Source organism: Lamprocystis purpurea DSM 4197 (assembly GCF_000379525.1).
Lineage (GTDB): Bacteria > Pseudomonadota > Gammaproteobacteria > Chromatiales > Chromatiaceae > Thiodictyon > Thiodictyon purpureum.
Genome location: NZ_KB902492.1, coordinates 1 through 21,655, shown reverse-complemented (window position 1 = coordinate 21,655; position 21,655 = coordinate 1). Strand labels below are relative to the sequence as shown.

Below are 21,655 nucleotides of genomic sequence, written 5' to 3'. Positions count from 1 at the left end.
TCAGCCGACCAGTGCCTGTCCGGGCGGCGGGTGCGATAAAAAGCCCAGGGGACTGGCCGAGTAGCCGTAGGCCCCGGATTGCAGGATGGCGATCAGGTCGCCGGGTGCGCAGCGCGGCAGTTCGATCTGGTCCGCCAGGAGATCGAGCGGGGTGCACAGTGGGCCGACGACCGTGACCTTTTCGCGGGTGTCGACCGGCGACGCGCGGGCGGCGGCGATGACCGGGAAGTTCTTGCGGATGATCTGCCCAAGATTCCCCGAGGCGGCAAGATGCTGGTGCAGGCCGCCGTCGGTAACCAGATAGGTGCGTCCGCGTGACACCTTGCGGTCGATCACCCGACAGACGTAGATCCCGGCCTCGCCGACCAGATAGCGCCCCAGTTCCATCACCAGTTCGGCGTCGCGCAGACCGGGGCCGAGTGTCGCAATGCACCCCGCGAGATTGGCGGCGATGGGTGCGAGGTCGAGCGGTTGCTCGCCCGGGAAGTAGGGGATACCCAGTCCGCCGCCGAGGTTGAGAGAGGTGACGGGCGCTGGCGCCTGCCGCGCCAACTGTTCCGCGAGTGCCAGGGTTCGGGTATGGGCCTCGATGATCGCTGCGGTGCTCAGGTTCTGTGAGCCGGTGAAGATGTGGAAGCCGCGGAACCCGACCGGGAGGGTGCCAAGGTGCGCCAGCAGATCGGGGACCTGCTCCGCATCGACGCCGAACGGTTTCGGCCCGCCGCTCATTTTCATGCCGGACGACTTCAGTTCGAAATCCGGATTCACGCGCACGGCGACGCCGGGACGAACGCCCATGGCGTGTCCAATGCGGGCGATCCGTTCCAACTCTCCGGCCGATTCCAGGTGCAGGGTGATGCCGGCCGCAACTGCCGCGCGCAGCTCGTGGTCGCTCTTGCCCGGGCCGGCGAAGCTGATCCGCCCGGCGGGGATGCCGGTGTCCAGCGCGACCTGTAACTCGCCCAGCGAGGCCACATCGAAGCCGTCGGTCAGGTCGCGCAGGTGCTGGACCAGGGCCGGCATGGGATTGGCCTTGATCGCATAGTGCAGGCGCAGGCGATGCGGCATGGCGGCCCGCCACTGTGCGGCGCGGCGGCTCACCGCGGCGCGGTCGTAGGCGTAGAAGGGCGTGCCGCCCATCCGGTCGGCCAGGCGGCTGACCGGGATACCGCCGATCAGGAGTTCGCCGCGCGCGTCGCGAACGCTCGCGCCGACGGCGTGCCCTGATGTGTCAGGCACTGTGCCCGTCCCGTTGTCCGCCATCAGGAAGATTCCCCGCGAAAGTAATTCTCGAAACGCGAGGCCAGGAACCTGCGGTCGATCTTGCCGTTTGGATTCCGCGGCAGGTCCGACGCGAACAGGACCCGTTGGGGCACCATGAAGCCGGGCAGGGTATCGCGGCAATGCGCGATGACCCGTGATTCGAGGCCGGCATGATCCCGCGCGGCCGTGGCGACGACCAGGATCGCCTGGCCAAGGGTCCCGTGCGGGACACCGATGGCTGCCGCCTCGGCCACCAGCCCCGAGCCGTAGACCACCGCTTCGACCTCGGTGGGGCTGATGCGGTACCCGGACGTCTTGATCTGCTCGTCCCGGCGGCCGATGAAATAGAGGTAACCGTCCGCATCGCGGCGGACCTGATCGCCCGACCAGACGGCCAGTTCCGGGTTGGGGAGTCCACCGGGCTGGCCCGGCGCCGGCCGGAAGCGTTCGCGGGTCCGTGCGGGGTCGTTCCAGTAGCCCAGGGACACCAGCGCGCCGCGATGCACCAGCTCGCCGGGTTCATCTGGTCCGCACCGGCTGCCGTCCTCCCGCACCACCAGGACCTCGGCGTTGGGGATGGCTTTGCCGATGGAGTCGGGACGTGCATCGACCTGATCCGGGGGCAAATAGGTCGAGCGGAAGGCCTCGGTCAACCCATACATCAGATAGATCCGGGTGTTCGGCAGCCGGCTGCGCAAGGTCTGCAAGGTGGGGGCGGGCAGCGACCCGCCGGAGTTGGTGAGGTAGCGCAGCGAGGTCCGGGCGGCTTGCGGCCAGTCGAGTCCGGCGACCTGGATCCAGAGCGGCGGCACCGCCGCCAGTCCGGTGATGCCGTAGTGGGTGACGGCTCGGATCACGTCAGTGGGCAGCAGGTAGTCCATCAGGACGACCGCCGCACCGGCGGCAAAAGCGGTGGTGAATTGGCTCAGTCCATAGTCGAAACTCAATGGCAGGACCGCGAGCAGACGGTCCTCCGGCCGGTTTTCCAGATACTCGGCAACGCTCAGCGCCCCGGCGATCAGGTTGCGGTGCGAGAGCACCACGCCCTTGGGTGCGCCGGTGCTGCCTGAGGTGTAGAGGATGGCGGCCATGTCGGTGTCGATGCGGCGGTGCCCGGCGGAGCCGCCGCCGGTGTCGCTCAGGAGGTCGGCGGCGCAGACGCAGCGGGCGCGCAAGGGTTCGGCGATGTCAGCCGGTAAGCCGTCGACCAGCACCACCTGCCGCAGGTCAGGGCACTGGGTCAGCGCGGTAACCAGGCGTCGCGCCCGCTCGACTGAGGTCACCAGGATGCGCGCGTTGCAGTCGTGCAGGATGTGGGCGACCTGAAATGGCTTGATCAGCGGGTTCAGCGGCACGAAACAGCCGCCCGCCGCGGCCGTACCGAAGAGCGCCCCCAGGGTGTCGAACCCCTTGGGTAAGTACACGCCGACCCGGTCGCCGGCCTCGAGTCCCAGTCTGAGCAGTCCGGCGCGCCAGTGTCCGATGAGCTGCCACAGCGCCCGATAAGTGAGGGTCTCGGTGCGGTGGATCAGGGCGTCCCGATCGGCGGACCGCGACAGGGCCATATGAACCAATTCGTGCACCAGTGTGATGTTGGGCATGTCGGTGCGGTGTCAGCGGGTCCGGTCGCTCGCGCGGTTAAGGATGATAGGGAATGCCGTTAGCACCATGATCGTTGTCGTTGTCGTTGTCGTTGTCGTAATCGAGTTTATCGTAGCGCTGCGGAGCCTCTGGCGCCTCATGAGCATCGCATTGTGCATGACCACAGGGCATCGCTTCTCCGATTACGATTACGACAACGACAACGACAACGACAACGACAACGACAACGATTATATTCGTGTTTACCTTGTTCTTGACTCGTTGACTAGGCGGTGTGCCGCATGTTCAACAGCAGCCTGATACCGAAGCGCGTGGGCGTCCGCTCCCAGGGGGTGAACCGGGGGAGGCGCATGGGGTCCGTGCCGGCCACGGCGACCCCATGCCCCGTGGTCAACGCCGCCTGATACCCGAGTGTGCGAGCCATGGCGGCATGCGTCGCGGTGAAATCCAGGTCCGGCTTGCCATTGGGGTAGGCGAAAAAGCGCAAGCGCCGGCCCAGCAGTCCTTCGAGATCCTCTTTGTTCTCGGCGATCTCCCGATAGGCCGTCTGATCCGGGGTCCGTGCGAGGATCGGATGGGTGACGGTATGACCGCCGATTTCGATCCCCTGGTCGCCAAGTTCCCGGACCTGCGTGCGGGTGAGCATGGGTGAGGTGAGGTCCGGTGCATAGCGGGCCGCAAGTTCCGCCGCCACTTGTTCGCGCGGCTCCGATGCTTCGTAGGTGAACAAACGAAGCAGGTCCTGCGCCAGCATCGCGCGCTCGCGCGGTCCGCCCAGCGGCCGGATACCGGCGCCGTAGGCGGTCAGATCGACGCTGGTGCCGGGGCAGCGCCGGATCGCCTGACAGAGTTGATCATTCCACATGCACCGGCCGTCGAGGTAGCCGCTGGCGATGAACAGGGTGGCGGGAATTTCCAGGCGCTGTAAGACGGGGAGAGCGACTTTGAGGTTGTCGGCGTAGCCGTCATCGAAGGTGATACTGACCGCGCGCGGCGGCAGGGTGTTGCGCGCGAGTCGGTGCAGTCCTTCGGCCAAGGACAGGGGCGAGAAGCGCTCACGGATCAGCTGCATCAGTGCGGTGAAGGCCTGGACGTCCGGGTCGCTCGCCAGGAAGAGGTCCGGGGTGGGCAGCACGCGATGGAAAATCAGCACCGCGAGGCGCGGTGGCGTATCGACGCGAATCAGCCGGTGCAGGGTGCTGAGTATCAGCCGTTGCCCAAACCGGGCGAGGTGGGGGGCGGCTGCTTGCGGTGGTCGTTGTGGTCGCGTGGCCGGCATTGACGGTTGCTCGGCAGGCCAAGGCACGGGCCGGCCCCAGGTGTGGCCGGCCCGCTGCGATGCCCCGCGCGGCACCGTCTCAGTAGCCGCCTTTGCGCATCACTTCGGGGAGACCGGCAATCTTGGTACCCTGTTTGGTCGGGGCCAAGGGGAAGAGGAGATAAAGGTCCTTGCTGGCGGGTTTGGTACCCCAGCGTTTGCCGATGTCTTTGAGAACAGCGCGTTCCATCGGCTGGTTCTGACCGTTGTTGATGTACTCGTCACGCAGGTAGTTGATGACGTCCCAGTGTTTGTCGGTGAGCGTGATCCCCTCGATCTCCGCGAGCTTGCGCGCGACATCCTCGTTCCAGTCGAGGTGGTTGACCAGGTAGCCGTGGTCGGTCGTCTCGATGCTTACGCCATTGACCTCGATGGCCATGTGCTTGTTCCTCGTCGTCTGTATCTGTGGGTGGTCATGGCGCACACCAGCGGGCGCGCCAATTAAAGCCTCGTAATTTTATGATATTCTGATAGGTTCGTCACGGTCTCTCATGAGGTCGTCACGGGCCGTCAGAGGCCCCGCGTTCGGGGATTGCCGGATTTGACGGAAATCGCCCGAGTTCTCGCCTTAGTTCTTCAGGGGGTCTTGCCGACCGCGTCGATCCCTTTATGCGGGATGAAGATTCCACATCCCATGAGGCGGTGGAGCCCGAGTCCCTGCTGTTGCAGTCGGAGCGACTCATCAGGTTTCAGTCCGGCGAGCAACAGGCTGCGGGTCGTGATCGCGCCGTTTGGCGTTTCCAGCGTGTTCGACTTGCCGCAAAGCGCCTTGCGGATACTGATCCCCAACTGTGCCAGCGCCTGGGCAGCGCTGTTCATGAAGGCCTCCTCATCCGGACCCGCGGCAGACGCCAGATAGCGGGCGAACAGCACGCTCTCTGTGCTCAGCGACCGCATCTTGCCCGCGCCGACGATCAACGGCGAGCCGGCGACCTCGATCCGGGTTCCGGGCAGCGCGTCGAGTAACTCGGGCGCGCGCGCCCGGGGCAGCCGCAGAATGAGTTTGGTGCGGCGCGACAACTGGATCCGGGTCTCAGTGCCGTGGGCCGGGCGCTCCCACCCATTCTGGGAGCCGGCGACGTGAACCGTGTGGACGCCGAGCCCCGGTTCGTCGCCGATCCAGGGGCAGGCGGCGACCAGCGCGCTGCTCAGCGCATAGGCGTGATCGACCGGCAGGGCGCGACAATCGATGGCGAAGAGGCAGTCGACAATGGTGTCGGGGACGGCCAGGGCGTCGAGGGTTTCGTCTTGACTCCAGTACATAGATACTCGCGACAGGGTAATGACATGCCTCCTCAACTGCTATCCTGGGGGACGGGCGCGCTGTTGAGGGCAGGCAGGAGCGCTCAGCCAAAGGGTAAACGCGCTTGCAGTGCTTCGCGATCGAACCACCAGTCTCCCTGAACCAGACAATCGACGACGCTGCGTAAGCGCACCAGGAAGTGCTCCGGCTGGGTCAGGTCCAGTCGTTCCATCCAGGCGTCGAGTTGCTCGGGTGATTCCACCCCGCTGTGCCGCCGCGCCACGGCACCGAGTAATTGCGTGGTGAAGAACATCAGGTCGTCGCGCTGTTTGCCCTCGGCACGCACGTCCGCCAGGAACAGGGCGGTGGTCGCCGCGACCGCGGCCCCGTCCGCATCGTCCGGGGTCTCGTCGATGACATGAGCCAGCAACTCGATGGTGAGTTCCGGATCGATGGGGCAGGTGACCGCCAGCCAGATGCCCTGACCCAAAGCGCAGATCGATGCGGGTTGTTCGGCTTGGAACAACACGTCGCAGGCGTCGGCCGCGGATTCGAAGTCGTCGGCCTCAAGGAACCGATCGAATGCCGCGCGGGCGAGTGGCCAAGCCGCTTCCCCGCGCCCTAATCCGACCAGGGTGCGTGCGACCTGCAGACGGGTGTCGGCGACCGCCTTTGCCGGTCCGTCGCGGCGCTCCAGCTCGCGCAGATGTTCCCGGAGCGCGTCGAGATGGGACTCCAGGGCGGCGCGTTCACTCTGACCGAGTTCGGGGTCGCCGGTCGGATTGGTCAAGCTGACGGTCAGCAGATCGAGCGGGTTGATCATAGGAGTAGGCATCACGGAACTAGCGGACCAGGCCGCTAAAAGCGGCTTCCAGGCGATCTTCCCAATTGTCCGGCGTATCCGGGTAGGGTGGTTTCACGTCCATCCGGAAGAAACGCTCACCGCCGCGGGCGACGTCCTGAACCAGCGGGATGAGTTCGCCGAAGGACTCGACCTCTTGATGGGTCACGAGAATATCGCTGAGCTTGAGCATGGTTCGATGAGACCGCCCTGAATGCCTGTGTCTGGTGGCGAACGTGAAGACCGTTCTGCGGAAATGCAAGCGTGCCGCGCATCGCCGTGCACAGCGTCGACGGTGTCGTCCGCGCCGCGCCGCGCCGACCTGGAACCGGACCGCTTCCAGCCCAGGCTGCACGTATGCATTAGGATGTGCTAATATTAGTAACCGTTGACTGACCGGCCGCCCATCGGTAACATCCAACCGGTCATCGAAAGACGCGCCCGCGCCGCGACATGCCGGAGGACATCCGCAGCGGCACCAGGTTGGTCAATATCCCGAAAGGGGTAGGTCGGAGCGGTATCGCCCTCCCCACCGAGGGATGGGATCGCCCCGGACCGGCCTTTAAAGTAGCGCCTGACGCTGGGGATTTCGGCACGCGAAAATATGAATGATCGCCGATCCCTCCGTCTTTAGATTCGCAACGATGTAGCGCCCCGTAACGGCCCGCTGCCGTGTTCGGGTGTGCGCACTGCGATCGGATTCTTTTTCGCAAGCTACCAGATCGGAGAGACAGCGCAATGGCGATCGATAAATACAGCACCCCGATGCTCGATCAACTGGAAACCGGCCCGTGGCCAAGTTTTATCTCTGGTATCAAGCGTCTGCGCGACCAGCACCCGGATGAACGCATCAATAAGATGACCAACAGCCTGCTCGGGCAGTTGGAGCATTCCTACGAGACGCGCAAGGGCTACTGGAAGGGCGGGACTGTGTCGGTCTTAGGGTATGGCGGCGGTATCATCCCGCGCTTCTCCGAGGTCGGTAAGGCGTTCCCTGAATCCAAGGAATTCCATACCTTGCGTGTGCAGCCGCCGGCGGGCAACCACTACTCCACCGCCATGCTGCGCCAACTGGCCGACAGTTGGGAAAAATACGGTTCCGGTTTGATCACCTTCCATGGTCAGACCGGCAACATCATGTTTATCGGCACCGACACCGCCAACACCCAGCATTTCTTCGACGAGATCAACGAGTACGGATGGGATCTGGGCGGCGCCGGCCCCTGCGTGCGCACCGCCATGTCCTGCGTCGGCGCGGCGCGTTGCGAGATGTCCTGCACCAATGAGCTCAAGGCCCACCGGATGCTGGTGAACAACTTCGTCGATGACGTGCACCGTCCGGCGCTCCCTTACAAATTCAAGTTCAAGGTCTCCGGCTGCGCCAACGACTGCCAGAACGCCATCGAGCGCGCCGACTTCGCCGTGCTTGGCACCTGGCGCGACGATATGAAAGTCGACCAGGCCGAGGTGAAGAACTACATCGCCGACAAGGGCCGTCAGTACTATGTGGACAACGTCATCACCCGTTGTCCGACGCAGGCGTTGTCGCTCAACGATGACGATACCCTGAACGTCAACAACCGCGACTGCGTGCGCTGCATGCACTGTCTGAACGTCATGCCCAAGGCGCTGCACCCCGGCGACGATAAGGGTGTCACCATTCTGATCGGCGGTAAGCGCACCCTCAAGATCGGTGACCTGATGGGCACTGTGCTGGTGCCGTTCAAGAAGCTTGATACCGAGGAAGACTACGAATCTCTGGTGGAGCTCGCCGAGACCATCATCGATTTCTGGGCCGAGAACGGGCTCGAACACGAGCGCTGCGGCGAGATGATCGAGCGCATCGGGTTGGCCAACTTCCTTGACGGCATTGGCGTCGATCCGGACCCGAACATGCTGAGCCATCCCCGTCAGAGTTCCTACATCCGCCTGGACGGTTGGGACGAGGCCGCGGAAAACTGGTTCGAGCGTCAGGCCGAGGCCGGGCGCTGAGTTTCTCGATCAACGCCGTGATGCCGCGGGCGTCCGCTCGCCCCGGCACCCGATTTCAAATACAAAACACTCTGATAATTGACTGGAGGGAAGGCGATGGCAGACACGCGTGAGCCGATCGAATCCGGCTGCCCAGACCCTTGGCAGTACCTGCACCCCGTGATGCGCAAGAATTTCGGGCAATGGAAGTTCCACGAACATCCGCGCGCGGGCGTGCTGCGTCACGTTGCCTACAGCGGCGACGAAATCTGGACCGTCAAGGCCGGTACCCAGCGAATCCTGGACGTTTTCACGCTGCGCAAGCTGTGCGATATCGGTGATCAGTTCGCCGATGGCTTCGTGCACTTTACCTTGCGCTCGAATATCGAGTTTCTGGTCAAGGATCAGGCCAAGGTCGACCCGCTGATCGCGGCTCTGGAAGGGGCGGGTTTTGTGGTCGGCGGCACCCAGAACTCGGTGGCCATGATTTCTCACACCCAGGGCTGGCTGCACTGCGATATTCCCGGCACCGACGCCTCGGGCGTGGTGAAGTCGATGATGGACGAGCTGATCGACGAGTTTCGCAATGCGAACATGCCGAACCGGGTGCACATCACGACTTCCTGCTGCCAGATCAACTGCGGCGGCCAGGGCGATATCGCGATCAACATCCAGCATACCAAGCCGCCCAAGATCAACCACGATCTGGTAGCGAACGTCTGTGAGCGCCCGACCGTCGTGGCGCGCTGCCCGGTCGCGGCCATCCGCCCGGCCATGGTCAACGGCAAGCCGTCCCTCGAGGTCGACGAACGCAAGTGCATCTGCTGCGGTGCCTGCTACCCGCCGTGCCCGCCCATGCAGATCAATGACGCCGAGCACTCCAAGCTGGCGATCTGGGTTGGCGGCAATCACTCCAACGCCCGCGGCAAGCCGACCTTCCAGAAGCTGGTTGCGGCCGGCATCCCCAACAACCCGCCGCGCTGGCCTGAGGCAACCGCCATCGTCAAGCGCATCCTCAAGGCGTACAAGGAAGGTGCCCGGGATTGGGAGCGCGTCAACGAGTGGATCGAGCGGATCGGCTGGCCGCGCTTCTTCGAAGAGGTCGAGCTGCCATTCACCAAGTATCACATCGATACCTGGCGCGGTGCCCGTGCGAGCTTCAACAGCTCGTCTTACATCCGCTTCTAAGCTCGGGGGCGCGGGGTCCCCGGGGCCGCGTGTCACCGACCTGCCGGTCCGCTCCGGACGGCAGCAGCGGTGGCGCCTGATCCGGGGGCGGCCGTGCGCGATCCTCTTTCGGCACTGCTATGCGAGGGCGATATGAAGTTTGCACTTCAGATCAACGAGGGACCCTACCAACATCAGGCGGCGGATACCGCCTACCTGTTCGCCAAGGCGGCGTTGGAGAAGGGGCATGAGATCTTCCGCGTTTTTTTCTACCACGACGGCGTGAACAACGCGACGCGGCTGACCACGCCGCCCCAGGACGACCGTCACATCGTGAACCGGTGGGCTGAGCTGGCCGAGCGCTACAACCTCGACATGGTGGTCTGCGTGGCCGCGGCGCAGCGCCGCGGGATCGTCGATGAGGGCGAGGCGACACGCAACGGTAAGGACGCCACCAATATCCACCCCCGGTTCCGGATCTCCGGTCTGGGGCAGTTGGTCGAGGCGGCGATCCAGTCCGATCGCCTCGTTGTATTCGGCGACTAACAGGGGCTCAGTCATGTCCGAAATCGTGAAGAAATTCCTGTACCTGAATCGCAAAGCCCCGTATGGCACCATCTACGCCTGGGAGGCCTTGGAGGTGATCCTGATCGGTGCGGCCTTCGATCAGGAGGTGAGCGTCCTCTTTCTGGATGACGGTGTTTACCAACTCACCAAGGGTCAGGACACCAGCGGCATCGGGATGAAGAATTTCTCGCCGACCTTCCGTACCCTGGGCGACTATGAGGTCAAAAATGTGTACGTTGATCGCGATTCACTCGCGGCCCGCGGTTTGACGCAGGACGATCTGGTGCAGATCGCCTGGGAAGATTTCGACACCGAGGAAGAGGTGGAGAACATCGTCGAGGTGATCGATACGGCTCGTGTCCGCGAGCTGATGGATGCGTCCGACGTGGTCTTCAGCTTCTAAAGGGGAATGCCATGAGTATCCTGCACACTGTCAACAAGTCTCCGTTCGAGCGGACCTCACTGGATTCCTGCTTGAAGTTTGCCCAACCGGGCGCCGCCGTGTTGCTGATCGAGGACGGCGTCTATGCGGCCCTGACCGGGACGAGCGCCGAGGATCAGGTCAAAGATGCCCTCAACAGGGTTAAGATCTATGTCCTCGGCCCGGACCTGAAGGCGCGGGGCTTTGCCGAGGGGCGTCTGATCAACGGGATCAGCGTCGTGGACTACGCGGGTTTTGTGGATCTTGCCGCGGAGAACGCCAAGGTTCAGGCCTGGCTGTAGTTATATTCCAACTTAAAAAACTGTCTGGAGAATCGCAATGGCCGACACAATTGATGTCAATGGCAAACAGATCGCCGTCGACGAAGAGGGTTACCTCGCCAATCTGAACGACTGGGAGCCCGGCGTCGCCGAGGTCATGTCGAAGCAGGACAACATTGATCTCACCGACGAGCACTGGGACATCATCAAGTTCCTGCGCGAGTATTACGAAGAGTATCAGATTGCACCGGCGGTGCGCGTGCTGACCAAGGCGGTCGGTAAGAAGATGGGCAAGGACAAAGGCAACAGCAAGTACCTCTACAGCCTGTTCCCCTACGGGCCGGCCAAGCAGGCGTGCCGTTTTGCCGGCCTGCCGAAGCCGACCGGCTGCGTCTGAACCGAGTGCCTGCGGGTGGCGCTCTCCGCCGCGCAACGGTGGCGTCTTGTCGCTCGTCCGACCATAAAATAACAATGACTTGCGAGCGTTTCTAAAGCCTGGACTCAAGACCCTCGGGGTTCGCCAGGCAGCAGCGCGGTGCCAGTCAAGCTGATCGCTGATCGCTCCGTTCGGGGTCAGCGGTCGGCACCCCCGGTTTTCGACCGGATTCACTTAAGGTAGCGGAAACATGTCGTTTCTGACGGGTTTATACGCCTTCGCGTTCTATTTTGCGGCGCTGGTTCTGGTTGCCGGACTGACCTGGAAGGTGGTGCAGTACGCCCGTACACCGGCGCCACTGAAGATACCGACGACGCCAGCCCCGATCACCGGCAGCGGCGTCGTGTTGCGAATGACGCGCGAGGTGGTGCTGTTCGAGAGCCTGTTCCGCGGTAACAAGTGGACTTGGATCTTCAGTTGGATCTTTCACTTTGGCTTGTTTCTCGTGACCCTGCGTCATCTTCGCTATTTCATGGACCCAGTCCCCACACCGATCGCGTTCATCCAGCCGTTCGGGATCTATGCCGGGTTTGCCATGGTGCTGGGTCTGGCCGGACTCTGGGCGCGGCGCTTCCTGGTCGACCGGGTGCGCTACATCTCTTCTCCCTCGGATCACCTGATCCTCGGGCTGCTGGTCCTCATCGGCTGTAGCGGCATCCTGATGAGTTTCGTGGTTCATACGGATATCGTGTCCGTTAAAGCCTTCTTTCTCGGTCTGTACAGCTTCGACCTGAAGCCCTTGCCGGCCGATCCGCTGCTCCTGCTGCACTTGTTGCTGGTGGCGGGCCTGATGATCATTTTTCCCTTCAGCAAGCTGCTGCATGCGCCTGGGCTCTTCTTCAGCCCGACCCGCAATCAGGTCGACAACCCGAGGGAGCGGCGGCACCTGGCCCCTTGGGCGGCGCGGTTCGAACAGCGGTGATGGCCGACACGGATTGCATTTCGTCATCACCTGCATTGATCAGGGTCTCCGGGTAAGCAGGCGTCCGAACATGAGGTTGAACCATGGCTAAGGCCACTTTTGTAGTCCCTGCGCTGCGGCAGTACCCGCAGGTACCGGCGGTGACGCCAGGTACCATGGCTCACAGCGCGCCCTTTGTAGCCAAACCGGAATTCCAGGCCCCGCTGGGCTTTCCCGGCGAGTTGGCGGACGACTGGCAGGCGCAGGCGATCGCGAAGATGGGCGAGTTGCTGGGCAAGTACCGCTCGCTGCGCGTCTACATGGACTCCTGTGTCAAATGTGGCGCCTGTACGGATAAGTGCCACTATTTTCTGGGCACCAAGGATCCGAAGAACATGCCGGTCGGGCGTCAGGACCTGATGCGCAAAGTCTATCGGCGCTATTTCACGCTGGTGGGCCGGATTGCTCCCAAGTTGGTGGGAGCGACCGACTTCACCAAAGAGGTGCTGGACGACTGGTACAGTTACTTTCACCAGTGCTCTCAATGTCGCCGCTGCTCCGTTTTCTGTCCTTACGGCATCGATACCGCGGAGATCTCCATGGCCGCGCGGGAGATCATGGACAGTATCGGGGTCGGTCAAAAATACTGTAACGAGATCATCGGCAAGGTCTATACGATCGGCAATAACCTGGGTCTGCCGGGTCCCGCCCTGCGGGATACGCTGGAGGGTTTGGAAGAGGACGTCTATGACGAAACCGGCGTCAAGGTGCGCTATCCCATCGATCAGGTGGGTGCCGACATCCTGCTGGTCACGCCGTCCGCGGACTTCTTTGCCGAACCCCACGTGGACGGCCTGATCGGCTACGGCAAGGTCTTACACGAGGCCGGTGTCTCCTGGACGCTGAGTTCCTATGCCTCGGAAGCGGCCAACTTCGGCATGTTCATCGGCTCCTATGAGAACATGCGGCGGATTTCGCAGCGCATTCGCGAAGAGGCCATCCGGCTCAAGGTCAAGCGCATCATCTTCGGTGAATGCGGTCATGCCTGGCGCGTCGCCTACAGCTTTCTGAACACCCTCGCCGGTCCCTGGGACTTCCTGGATTCCCGGTACCCGGTGCCGCAGCATATCTGCGAGTTTACCTACGACCTGATCCAGCAGGGGAAGTTGACCTTCGACAAGACCCAGAACGATGACAAGGTCCTCACCTATCACGACTCCTGCAATGTCGCCCGGGCCTCGCGGATGGGCGATCAGCCCGGCGGTCAGTTCGATATTCCGCGCGCCATCATCAAGGCGGTCTGCAATCACTTCTACGACATGGATGAAGATACGATCCGTGATCGAACCTTCTGTTGCGGCGGCGGCGGCGGACTGCTGACCGACGACCTGATGGAGTTACGGGTCAAGGGTGCGCAACCGCGTGTCGAGGCGCTGAACAATGTCATGCAGGAAAAGGGCGTGACGCACATGGCCGCGATCTGTGCCATCTGCAAGAGTCAGTTCACCAAGGTCCTGCCCTACTACGGGATGGAGATGGACCAGATCGTCAGCCTCCATCAACTGGTCTCGAACGCCATCGTGTTGACGCCTCGTGAAGACGACGACGAGGATGACGATGACGAAGACGATTCGCAAGCCCTGGACGACGATGACAGTGAGTCCGTAGACGAGGCGGCCTGAGCCTGACCCGATAATTCCCACTGGCGCGACGCGACAGCGTCGCCCCGGTCTTCGAACTGAATCGAACCCACTGGTTCAACTGGTAAGGAGAGTGATCCGATGGCAACTCCCGGCAATGAGCAGAAGAACAAGCCCTCCTGGCGCCGTTACGAGGACGGTAATAGCACCTGGGAAGCTTGGACCGACAAGATTTTTGTGCAGGATACCTCCCACAAGTGTCCGACCTATGTGCACAAGACCCCGCCATGCCAGGGGAGTTGTCCCTCGGGTGAGGATATCCGCGGTTGGCTCGCCATCGCGCGGCAGACCGAAAAGCCGCCGGCCGGAATGACCTGGCAGGAATATGCCTTCCGCCGTTCCACCGATGCCAATCCGTTCCCGTCGATGATGGGCCGGGTTTGCCCGGCGCCCTGTCAGGACGGCTGTAACCGCAATGAACTCGAAGACTTCGTCGGGATCAACGCGGTCGAGCAGTTCATCGGCGATACCGCCATCGCCAACGGTTACCGGTTTGACGCGGCTCCCGCGGACACCGGCAAGCGGGTCGCCATCATCGGCGGCGGGCCGGCCGGTCTGGCGGCGGCCTATCAGTTGCGCCGCAAGGGCCACGCCTGCACCATCTTCGAGGCGAACGAGACGCTTGGCGGAATGTTCAAGTACGGCATTCCCGGTTACCGGGTCCCGCGTGACAAGCTGGATGCGGAGATTCAACGCATCCTGGACCTGGGCCAGGTGGATGTCCGTTTCAAGACCAGGGTGGGTGTCGACGTCCAGGTCGCCGACCTGGAGCGTGATTTCGACGCGATCCTGTGGGCGATCGGCTGTCAGAGTGGCCGTGGGCTGCCGGTGCCCGGTTGGCAGGGGACACCGAACTGTGTCTCCGGCGTCGCGTTCCTCAAGGCCTTCAATGAAGGCCGGATGAAGGTCACCGCCGAGCGGGTGGTCTGCGTCGGCGGCGGCGATACCTCGATCGATGTGGTGTCGGTCGCGCGGCGTCTGGGCCACATCAATAAGCCGGGCCACAGCGATCTGCCGGAAACCGTGGTCCATGACGGCTACGTCGCCCATGATGCGGCCATGTCCGCGGCGGCCCAGGGCGCCGCGGTGACGCTCACCTCGCTGTTTACCCGCGACAAGATGACCGCCTCGGAACATGAGGTGCACGATGCGACCCATGAGGGTGTCACCATCCTTGACGGCGTCATGCCGGTAGAGGTCATGCTGGGACCCGACGGTCGTGCCACCGGTCTCAAGATCGCCGACTGCACCCTGAATGACGGTCGACCGACCGCGGTTGACGGCACCGAGCGCGTGCTTCCGGCCGACCTGATCGTGTCCGCCATCGGCCAGGGCGGGGACCTGACGGGCCTTGCGGATCTCGACAACGGCCGCGGTCTCATCAATTCGGATAAGTATTACCAGGTGCCGAACAAGCCGGGTCATTTCGTCGCCGGGGATATCATTCGTCCGCACCTGCTGACCACCGCGATCGGCCAGGCCTGGATCGCCGCCGATTCGATCGACGAATATCTCAAGCAGGTCGAGCACCGGCGCCGTCCCAAGGTGGACGTTCACCATTTCGACCTGTTGGCGAAGATGAATGAGGCGAATCTGGCCCCGACCGCCTTCGAGGCGAGCAAGTTGGGCGATCTGCGCGGAACCTCCACCGGGAACTGGGCGATCCATAACTATGAGGATCGCTCCGGCGCCGAGGTCATCGGGCAGGATGAGTTGTTCCTGGGGCACTTCAATTATCACGCCCGCAATCTGCGCAAAGAGGAGGTGCCGAGTTCCGAGGAAGTGCTCGGTCATTTCAAAGAGCGTGTCATCGGTCTGACCGAGGCCGAGACCATCGACGAGGCCAAGCGCTGCATGTCGTGCGGGATGTGCTTCGAATGCGACAACTGTGTGATCTACTGTCCTCAGACGGCGGTCTATCGGGTGGAGAAGTCTGATCGGACGACGGGTCGCTATGTGGCTACCGACTATGCCAAGTGCATCGGTTGCCATATTTGCGCCGACGTTTGCCCGACCGGCTACATCAAGATGGGTCTTGGTGAGTGAGTGGTCGCGAATCGGCACCGAAGGAGGCGTCGATGGCTATAGCCGTCATTAGAGTAAGCCTTGTCGCCGTTGGTTTGGTCTGGGTGCTGGCCGCTCAGACCGTGCTGGCGGGCGACGCACAGCGGTACGTGAAGCCGGGGTCGCAGGCCGCCCACAGCGCGGCCTGCGTGGAGGAAACGAACTTCATGCGCCGCAACCACATGGAATTGATCAAGCACCAGCGTGATGCGACCGTGCATCATGGCATTCGGTCCACGAAGCACAGCCTGGCCGGTTGTATCAACTGTCACGTCAGTGTCAGTCCGGAGGGGCATGCGCTCGCGATCAACGGTCGCGATCAGTTCTGCGGCGCCTGCCATGCCTTCAGCGCCGTGGACGTCAACTGTTTTGGCTGCCATGCCAATGTGCCGCGCGGCGGACTATTGAGTCCGGCGGCGCTGGCCGCGCATGGTGATGCCGCCGCGGGCGTGCGGCCATCCGCAGGGCAGATCATGTCCGACACGCCGGGGTCGGCGACCGGTCGCGCGGGAGGGCAATGACCATGAAGCATCAAGAAGCACCGCTGGATCCCAGTCTTGGTTCGCCACCGGATTCCAGCCTCGATGCAAGCCCGGATCCGTCACGCCGCGCCTTCCTGGGGATCGCCGCGGGTGCGACCGCGGCGGTTGTTGCTCCGGGGTTTGTCCTCCAGGCACAGGCCGTCGGCAATCCGCGCGCCGAGCGGGTGAGCGACGTCCACCGGTGGGGTTTGCTGGTCGATACCAACCGCTGTGTCGACGGCTGCCGTGCCTGTGTCGAAGCCTGTGATCAAGAGAACGGGCTTGATCTCCAGCGCAAGCAGCCGGGCCAATCCGAGGCCGAATGGGATACCCAGAAAGCGGTCTGGCTGCGCAAGGTCAAACTGCAGGACAATCTCACCGGCCGCGTATCCAACCTGCCGATGATGTGCCAGCATTGCGAAAGTCCGCCCTGTGTGGACGTCTGTCCGACAGGCGCCTCGTTCAAGCGCGCCGATGGCATCGTGATGGTCGATCGGCATACCTGCATCGGCTGCCGTTACTGCATGATGGCCTGTCCCTACAAGGCGCGCAGCTTCATCCACGAGGTGGTCGAAGATCAACTCACGCGGGTACCGCGCGGCAAGGGTTGCGTGGAGAGCTGCAATCTGTGCGTGAGTCGGCGGGACCAAGGGCTGGATTCAACCGCCTGTGCCGATGCCTGCACCGCGCTCGGTCATCGCGCGATCCTGTTCGGTGACCTCAAAGACCCGGCAAGCGCAATCAGTCAGGCCCTCAAGACGATGCCCAGCCGGCAGATTCGCGAAGACCTGGACCTCAATACCGGTGTCCGTTATGCGGGCGTCTAGGCCAAACAGGGGAGAGTGACCATGAAGCGCATCGTTTATCGCGAGTGGCGTATCCCATCGGAACGCTATTGGAGCCTGCTCGGCATCCTGGCGGCGGTCGTCGGTCTGGGCGGCCTGGCCGCGCTGCATATGGAGCACAATGGTCATTGGGTGACCGGGATGAGCAACGCGGTGGTCTGGGGGATGCCCCACATCTTCGCGGTGATGCTGATCATCTCCGCGTCCGGAGCGCTCAACATCGCCACCATCGGTACCGTGTTCGGCAAGGGTGCCTACAAGCCCCTGGGGCGGCTGTCCGGGCTGCTCGCGTCGGCCTTGCTGGTAGGCGGGCTCCTGATCCTGGTGCTGGACTTGGGACGTCCGGATCGTCTGCTGGTGGCGATCACCCACTATAACTTCCGCTCCATCTTCGCCTGGAATATCTATCTCTATACCGGCTTCATGGTCATTGTGATCGCTTATCTGTGGAGCATGGCCGATCGGATGGGCGGGCCTTTCGTGAAGCCGATCGGTATTTTCGCGATGGTCTGGCGCCTGGCACTGACGGCCGGCACCGGATCGATCTTCGGCTTCCTGGTGGCCCGGCAGGCCTTCGACACCGCCTTTCTGGCGCCGATGTTCGTGGTCATGTCGTTCGCCTACGGGCTGGCCATCATGCTGCTGGTGCTCATGTTCACGTTCGACCAGGAGGGGCGGCCGCTGGGTCATAAGCTCCGCGGACGACTCATGAATCTGCTCGGGACTTTCGTCGCCGCGGTGCTCTTTCTCACGGTCATCTACTACTTGACGAAGGTCTACGGTGCCAAGAATTATGAGCTGGTGAGCTGGGTCCTGTTCCATGGCGGAATTTACTCCTTCATGTTCTGGTTCGGCTGGATCCTGATGGGCAGCCTGGCGCCCCTGGGGATCATCTATCATCCGGTGCTCAGTCAGGATCGCAACTGGATCGTGGCCGCCTGCGCCTTGGTGATCCTGGGCGGCATGGCGAGCCTGTATGTCATCATCATCGGCAGCCAAGCGTTCCCGTTGCAGATGTTCCCTGGTCATACCATTCTTGAGTCCGGTTTCTTCGACGGAGTCAATGGCGAGGCGGCACATTACTGGCCGACCATTCCCGAGGTCCTGCTGGGGCTGGGCGGGATTGGGGTCGCGATGCTCATCACCGCGGTCGGCGTTCGCGTGCTTCAGTTCCTGCCGGAATCGCTGGCGGACGCGGACCTGCCGCCCGAGGACCTCGGGCACGCGGCACCGGAACTCGCCGGGACCTGATTAGCGGAAAGGGTGGCCGCGTCCTCGGCCACTCGCATAGCCGATTCGTCTCTTCCATGGCTCATCTCTATATTTCCGCTGCTCATAAGTCATCGGGTAAGACCACCTTGTCCATCGGCCTGTGCCGCGCCTGGCGCACGCGTGGTCTGCGGGTACAGCCATTCAAGAAGGGACCGGATTTCATCGATCCCTTGTGGCTGGGCCGAGCGTCGGGGCGCGCCTGCTTCAACCTGGACTTCCATACCATGGAGCGGGATGAGATCAGCGCGGCCTTCGCGGCGGAGCTGCACGGTGCGGATCTGGGGTTGATCGAAGGCAACGTCGGGCTTTATGACAGCACCGATCTCGCGGGCGCCAACAGCAACGCGGCGTTGGCCAAACACCTGCAAGCGCCGGTGATTCTGGTGATCGACTGCCAGGGCATGGCCCGCGGGATCGCGCCCCTATTGCTCGGCTACCGCGCCTTCGATCCGGATTTGCACATCGGCGGCGTGGTGCTGAATAAGGTTGCGAGCACCCGCCATGCCGATAACCTGATTCGGGCAGTCGAGCACTTTACGGACATCCCGGTCCTGGGCGTGCTGCCGCGCGACCCCGCCATGACCATCGCCGAACGGCATCTGGGCCTGATGCCGGCCAATGAAGCGGACCAGGCCGAGGCCTGGATCGATCGCATTGCCTCGCTGGTTGCCGAACACATTGATCTGGATCGGTTGCTTGGGTTGGCCGAAGTGGCCCCGCGGCCGACCATGGGGGCACCGGTTCCGGCCGTTCCGGCGGCGACCGCGGTGCGTATCGGCATCGCGCGGGATGCGGCCTTCGGCTTCTATTATCCGGATGACCTGCGTGCCCTTGCCCGGGGCGGGGCCGAACTGGTTGAATTCAGCCCGGTGACGGATCCCGAGCCGCCGGCGGTGGATGGGTTGTTTTTCGGCGGGGGGTTCCCGGAGTACCGGATGGCGGAACTGGAGGCCAACCGATCCATGCGCGAGGGCGTCGCGGATTTCATCGCCCGCGGCGGCCCGGTCTATGCCGAGTGCGGCGGGCTCATGTATCTATGTAACGCCCTGCGTTGGGGCGATGAGCGGCGCGTCATGGTCGGTGCGCTGAATGCGGAGGTCGAGATGCGTCCGCGGCCTCAAGGCCGTGGCTACGTGAGTCTGCGGGAGACCGCTGCTTTTCCCTGGCCTGAACCAATGACGACGAAGGATCCACGGCGGCGGACAGTCCAGGCCCATGAATTCCACCATTCGGCCGTGGTGGCACCGCACCCGGACTGGACCTACGCCTATCAGGTGCTGCGCGGGGTCGGAGTCGATGGTCGCCATGACGGAATCGTGCAAGGTCACCTGTTGGCAAGCTACGCGCATCTGCGCGACGTCGGCGGCCTGAACTGGACCGAACGTTTTTTGACTCAAGTACGGCGTTGCCTGGGCGCTTGAGCGTGGCCGCCCAAGCGCCGTGGGGATGACACTGACGACGGTTTAACCATGTATAACGGGAAAGATCCGCGATGTTCAAACTGACGACGGCGGCGGCGCAACAAGTTCTCACGGCGGCAAAGCAAGGGGGCGCACTGGGCCTGCCATTGCGTCTGGCAGCCGGGCGTCAACCCGACGGATCGATCGACTACCGGATGGGGTTCGACGAAGCCACCGAGGACGACATTCGCGTGCGCTGTGATGGGGTCGATGTCGTCATGACGCCGGAACAGGTGCCTTTGCTGGATGAGGCCATCATGGACTATGTCGAGATCGAGCCCGGCCAATTCCACTTCATTTTTCTCAATCCCAAGGACGCGAACTATCAGCCGCCAACCGAGCGCTGAACCGCATTGGAACTGAGCAGCGAAGACACGTTCCGCCTCAATGTCCTGCTGGCGAACCAGCCCCAGGCCATCCGTATCGATGAAGGCAAGCTGATCCTCTATGGGCTGGGGCCGCGCGGCGAGGCGACGGTGCGCCTCACGCCGAATACCCGTCCGGACACCTATGTTCGCATGGTCAGGGAATGGCTCTCCAGCCGCGTGCTCGGCTCCCCCGGGGGCTATCCGGTTTACCTCAGCCGCTGGACCCGGATGGGCCAGGCGCGCGCGGAGCGGCTGGAACAACTCCTGCTCTTAGGAGAGCCGGAAGCGGTGGTCGCGGTCGTCTGTGCGCCAGGCCTCACGGATGCACTGGCGAGGAGCGCCTGGTGGGCCATGGAGGACGCGGAGAATGCCCGCCGAATGCTCGGTAACCCGATCATCGCCAATGGCACCATGGGCCAAGTCCTGGCCGCCTACCTGCTCGACTACCTGCCCTTCGAAACCGAGGCGGTGCCGATCATGGAGTCCGTGCGGCTGATCCTGCAGCCCGGCTTGCTGGACGCGCCCGCACGAGCCGAACTGTGGCGAAAGGCCGCGCGTAAACAGACCTATCTGGTCGGATTCCTGCGCGCCGGTGCGGATGCGCTGCCCGAAACGGAACCGGAACGTGCGCCGGACCCCGCCGTTGCTGATTCACTGCGCTCCGTGGCGGTCAGCGGCGACCCTTGGGCCGGCCTGATTCTGCGGATCTGTTCAGGCCCCGGTCAGACCTGGCTCAAGACCCTGGCTGCCGTCCTTGCCAAGCCGCCGAATCAGGACGTGGTGACTGCCGCCTTCGATTGCCTGCGCGCCTATTTCGGCGCACTGCGCGAGGGACCCGACCCGGATGCCGTGTTTACCGAGTTGGTGGCGGAAGCCGAGCGCTTCGTCGCGGCGGCGCAACACGACAGCCCGATTGCCGCGTGTCTGCGCCAGTCGCCGTCGCTGGCGGCTGAAGTGGCGGCGATGCACGTGCTCTCCGGAGTGGGCCTTGGGGTCATGCGGCCGGTGCTTCCCGATCCGACGACCCAGGGCACCCTGATGCAGCGCCGGCTGGCGCCGGTGGTCGACCCGCTGATGGAGCGGATCAGGCTCTTGCGGGGCGGGCGGCAGTGATCATCATTTCGGCTCATGAGGCCAACTGTGTGACGCCACACAGCATTCGGAGAAATTCTATGCAGCATATTTTGATGTTGTGAGCCCATTCATGAATGGCGACATACTGCTGAAGATAGACCTTGTTGACACCACGAAATGGGCGGAGAAAATTGCGCAATCCTGTCCAAAAGCCCTCGCTGGTATTTACATGCACTTCCCGAATGCCGTCTCCGTCATCATCTCTGGCCCAGACGCGCTTGCCGGGCGTATGACACACCGTCACATGTAAACGATCAGCTTCCCCGAGATGATTATAAGC

The 21,655-nt window shown here is 63.1% G+C and carries 22 protein-coding genes and 1 pseudogene; 15 read left to right on the top strand and 8 right to left on the bottom strand.

The genetic code is table 11. From position 1 onward, the window contains the following. The 7 genes from A39O_RS0112230 to A39O_RS0112195 all read right to left on the bottom strand — a co-directional run bounded on the left by A39O_RS0112230 (position 1) and on the right by A39O_RS0112195 (position 6,460). On the bottom strand, positions 1-1,263 hold the full coding sequence (locus tag A39O_RS0112230) for a pyridoxal-dependent decarboxylase, exosortase A system-associated (RefSeq protein ID WP_020504944.1): 1,263 nt from the start codon (positions 1,261-1,263) through the stop codon (positions 1-3). Then, positions 1,263-2,864: an acyl-CoA ligase (AMP-forming), exosortase A system-associated gene (locus A39O_RS0112225; protein ID WP_020504943.1), complete on the bottom strand. Its 1,602-nt coding sequence runs from the start codon at positions 2,862-2,864 to the stop codon at positions 1,263-1,265. Before A39O_RS0112225 ends, A39O_RS0112230 begins: the two co-directional genes overlap by 1 nt. 266 nt (positions 2,865-3,130) lie before the next feature. Further along, entirely contained in the window at positions 3,131-4,144 is a 1,014-nt protein-coding gene (locus A39O_RS0112215) for a polysaccharide deacetylase family protein (protein ID WP_083924646.1), read from the bottom strand. Positions 4,145-4,223: 79 nt separating this feature from the next. Next, a complete protein-coding gene (locus A39O_RS0112210; protein ID WP_020504940.1) occupies positions 4,224-4,562 on the bottom strand; it encodes a TusE/DsrC/DsvC family sulfur relay protein in 339 nt (112 codons plus the stop codon). 197 nt (positions 4,563-4,759) lie between these two features. Then, positions 4,760-5,446 carry a type I-MYXAN CRISPR-associated protein Cas6/Cmx6 gene (gene cas6 / locus A39O_RS0112205; RefSeq protein ID WP_020504939.1) on the bottom strand — a complete coding sequence of 229 codons (687 nt, stop codon included), beginning with the start codon at positions 5,444-5,446 and terminating at the stop codon, positions 4,760-4,762. A gap of 83 nt (positions 5,447-5,529) precedes the next feature. Next, positions 5,530-6,261, bottom strand: coding sequence for a hypothetical protein (locus tag A39O_RS0112200; protein ID WP_245561884.1), 732 nt, complete (start codon positions 6,259-6,261; stop codon positions 5,530-5,532). Positions 6,262-6,268: 7 nt separating this feature from the next. Then, positions 6,269-6,460, bottom strand: coding sequence for a hypothetical protein (locus A39O_RS0112195; protein ID WP_020504937.1), 192 nt, complete (start codon positions 6,458-6,460; stop codon positions 6,269-6,271). Positions 6,461-7,005: 545 nt separating this feature from the next. Here A39O_RS0112195 and dsrA point away from each other — a divergent pair. From dsrA to A39O_RS0112120, 15 genes are all read left to right on the top strand, one after another. Continuing rightward, positions 7,006-8,259 (top strand): dissimilatory-type sulfite reductase subunit alpha, encoded by a 1,254-nt coding sequence (dsrA, locus tag A39O_RS0112190; RefSeq protein WP_020504936.1) that lies wholly within the window; start codon positions 7,006-7,008, stop codon positions 8,257-8,259. Between the two features lie 96 nt (positions 8,260-8,355). After that, entirely contained in the window at positions 8,356-9,426 is a 1,071-nt protein-coding gene (gene dsrB, locus A39O_RS0112185) for a dissimilatory-type sulfite reductase subunit beta (RefSeq protein WP_020504935.1), read from the top strand. A 132-nt stretch (positions 9,427-9,558) separates the two neighbouring features. Beyond that, on the top strand, positions 9,559-9,951 hold the full coding sequence (gene tusD / locus A39O_RS0112180; RefSeq protein ID WP_020504934.1) for a sulfurtransferase complex subunit TusD: 393 nt from the start codon (positions 9,559-9,561) through the stop codon (positions 9,949-9,951). Positions 9,952-9,964: 13 nt separating this feature from the next. Continuing rightward, the gene (gene tusC / locus A39O_RS0112175) at positions 9,965-10,375 is read left to right on the top strand and encodes a sulfurtransferase complex subunit TusC (protein ID WP_020504933.1); all 411 of its coding nucleotides are present in this window, start codon (positions 9,965-9,967) and stop codon (positions 10,373-10,375) included. Positions 10,376-10,386: 11 nt separating this feature from the next. Continuing rightward, positions 10,387-10,695 carry a sulfurtransferase complex subunit TusB gene (gene tusB, locus A39O_RS0112170; protein WP_020504932.1) on the top strand — a complete coding sequence of 103 codons (309 nt, stop codon included), beginning with the start codon at positions 10,387-10,389 and terminating at the stop codon, positions 10,693-10,695. A 37-nt stretch (positions 10,696-10,732) separates the two neighbouring features. Then, positions 10,733-11,071, top strand: a complete 339-nt coding sequence (locus A39O_RS0112165) for a TusE/DsrC/DsvC family sulfur relay protein (protein WP_020504931.1) — start codon at positions 10,733-10,735, stop codon at positions 11,069-11,071. A 229-nt stretch (positions 11,072-11,300) separates the two neighbouring features. Beyond that, positions 11,301-12,032, top strand: coding sequence for a respiratory nitrate reductase subunit gamma (locus tag A39O_RS0112160; RefSeq protein ID WP_020504930.1), 732 nt, complete (start codon positions 11,301-11,303; stop codon positions 12,030-12,032). Positions 12,033-12,115: 83 nt separating this feature from the next. Beyond that, on the top strand, positions 12,116-13,693 hold the full coding sequence (gene dsrK, locus A39O_RS0112155) for a sulfate reduction electron transfer complex DsrMKJOP subunit DsrK (protein ID WP_026199357.1): 1,578 nt from the start codon (positions 12,116-12,118) through the stop codon (positions 13,691-13,693). A 99-nt stretch (positions 13,694-13,792) separates the two neighbouring features. Further along, positions 13,793-15,757, top strand: coding sequence for an NAD(P)-binding protein (locus A39O_RS0112150; protein WP_020504928.1), 1,965 nt, complete (start codon positions 13,793-13,795; stop codon positions 15,755-15,757). 32 nt (positions 15,758-15,789) lie between these two features. Beyond that, a complete protein-coding gene (locus A39O_RS0112145; RefSeq protein WP_051088803.1) occupies positions 15,790-16,296 on the top strand; it encodes a hypothetical protein in 507 nt (168 codons plus the stop codon). Further along, the gene (gene dsrO, locus A39O_RS0112140) at positions 16,293-17,123 is read left to right on the top strand and encodes a sulfate reduction electron transfer complex DsrMKJOP subunit DsrO (RefSeq protein ID WP_020504926.1); all 831 of its coding nucleotides are present in this window, start codon (positions 16,293-16,295) and stop codon (positions 17,121-17,123) included. Before A39O_RS0112145 ends, dsrO begins: the two co-directional genes overlap by 4 nt. A 21-nt stretch (positions 17,124-17,144) precedes the next feature. Beyond that, on the top strand, positions 17,145-18,392 hold the full coding sequence (nrfD, locus tag A39O_RS0112135) for an NrfD/PsrC family molybdoenzyme membrane anchor subunit (RefSeq protein ID WP_020504925.1): 1,248 nt from the start codon (positions 17,145-17,147) through the stop codon (positions 18,390-18,392). A 56-nt stretch (positions 18,393-18,448) separates the two neighbouring features. Next, positions 18,449-19,834, top strand: a complete 1,386-nt coding sequence (locus A39O_RS0112130) for a cobyrinate a,c-diamide synthase (protein WP_026199354.1) — start codon at positions 18,449-18,451, stop codon at positions 19,832-19,834. 71 nt (positions 19,835-19,905) lie between these two features. Further along, positions 19,906-20,220, top strand: coding sequence for a HesB/IscA family protein (locus tag A39O_RS0112125; RefSeq protein ID WP_020504923.1), 315 nt, complete (start codon positions 19,906-19,908; stop codon positions 20,218-20,220). A gap of 6 nt (positions 20,221-20,226) precedes the next feature. Continuing rightward, positions 20,227-21,354: a hypothetical protein gene (locus tag A39O_RS0112120; RefSeq protein WP_020504922.1), complete on the top strand. Its 1,128-nt coding sequence runs from the start codon at positions 20,227-20,229 to the stop codon at positions 21,352-21,354. A gap of 13 nt (positions 21,355-21,367) precedes the next feature. Here A39O_RS0112120 and A39O_RS42160 read toward each other — a convergent pair. After that, positions 21,368-21,655: pseudogene (locus A39O_RS42160) on the bottom strand (hypothetical protein); the annotation flags it as partial.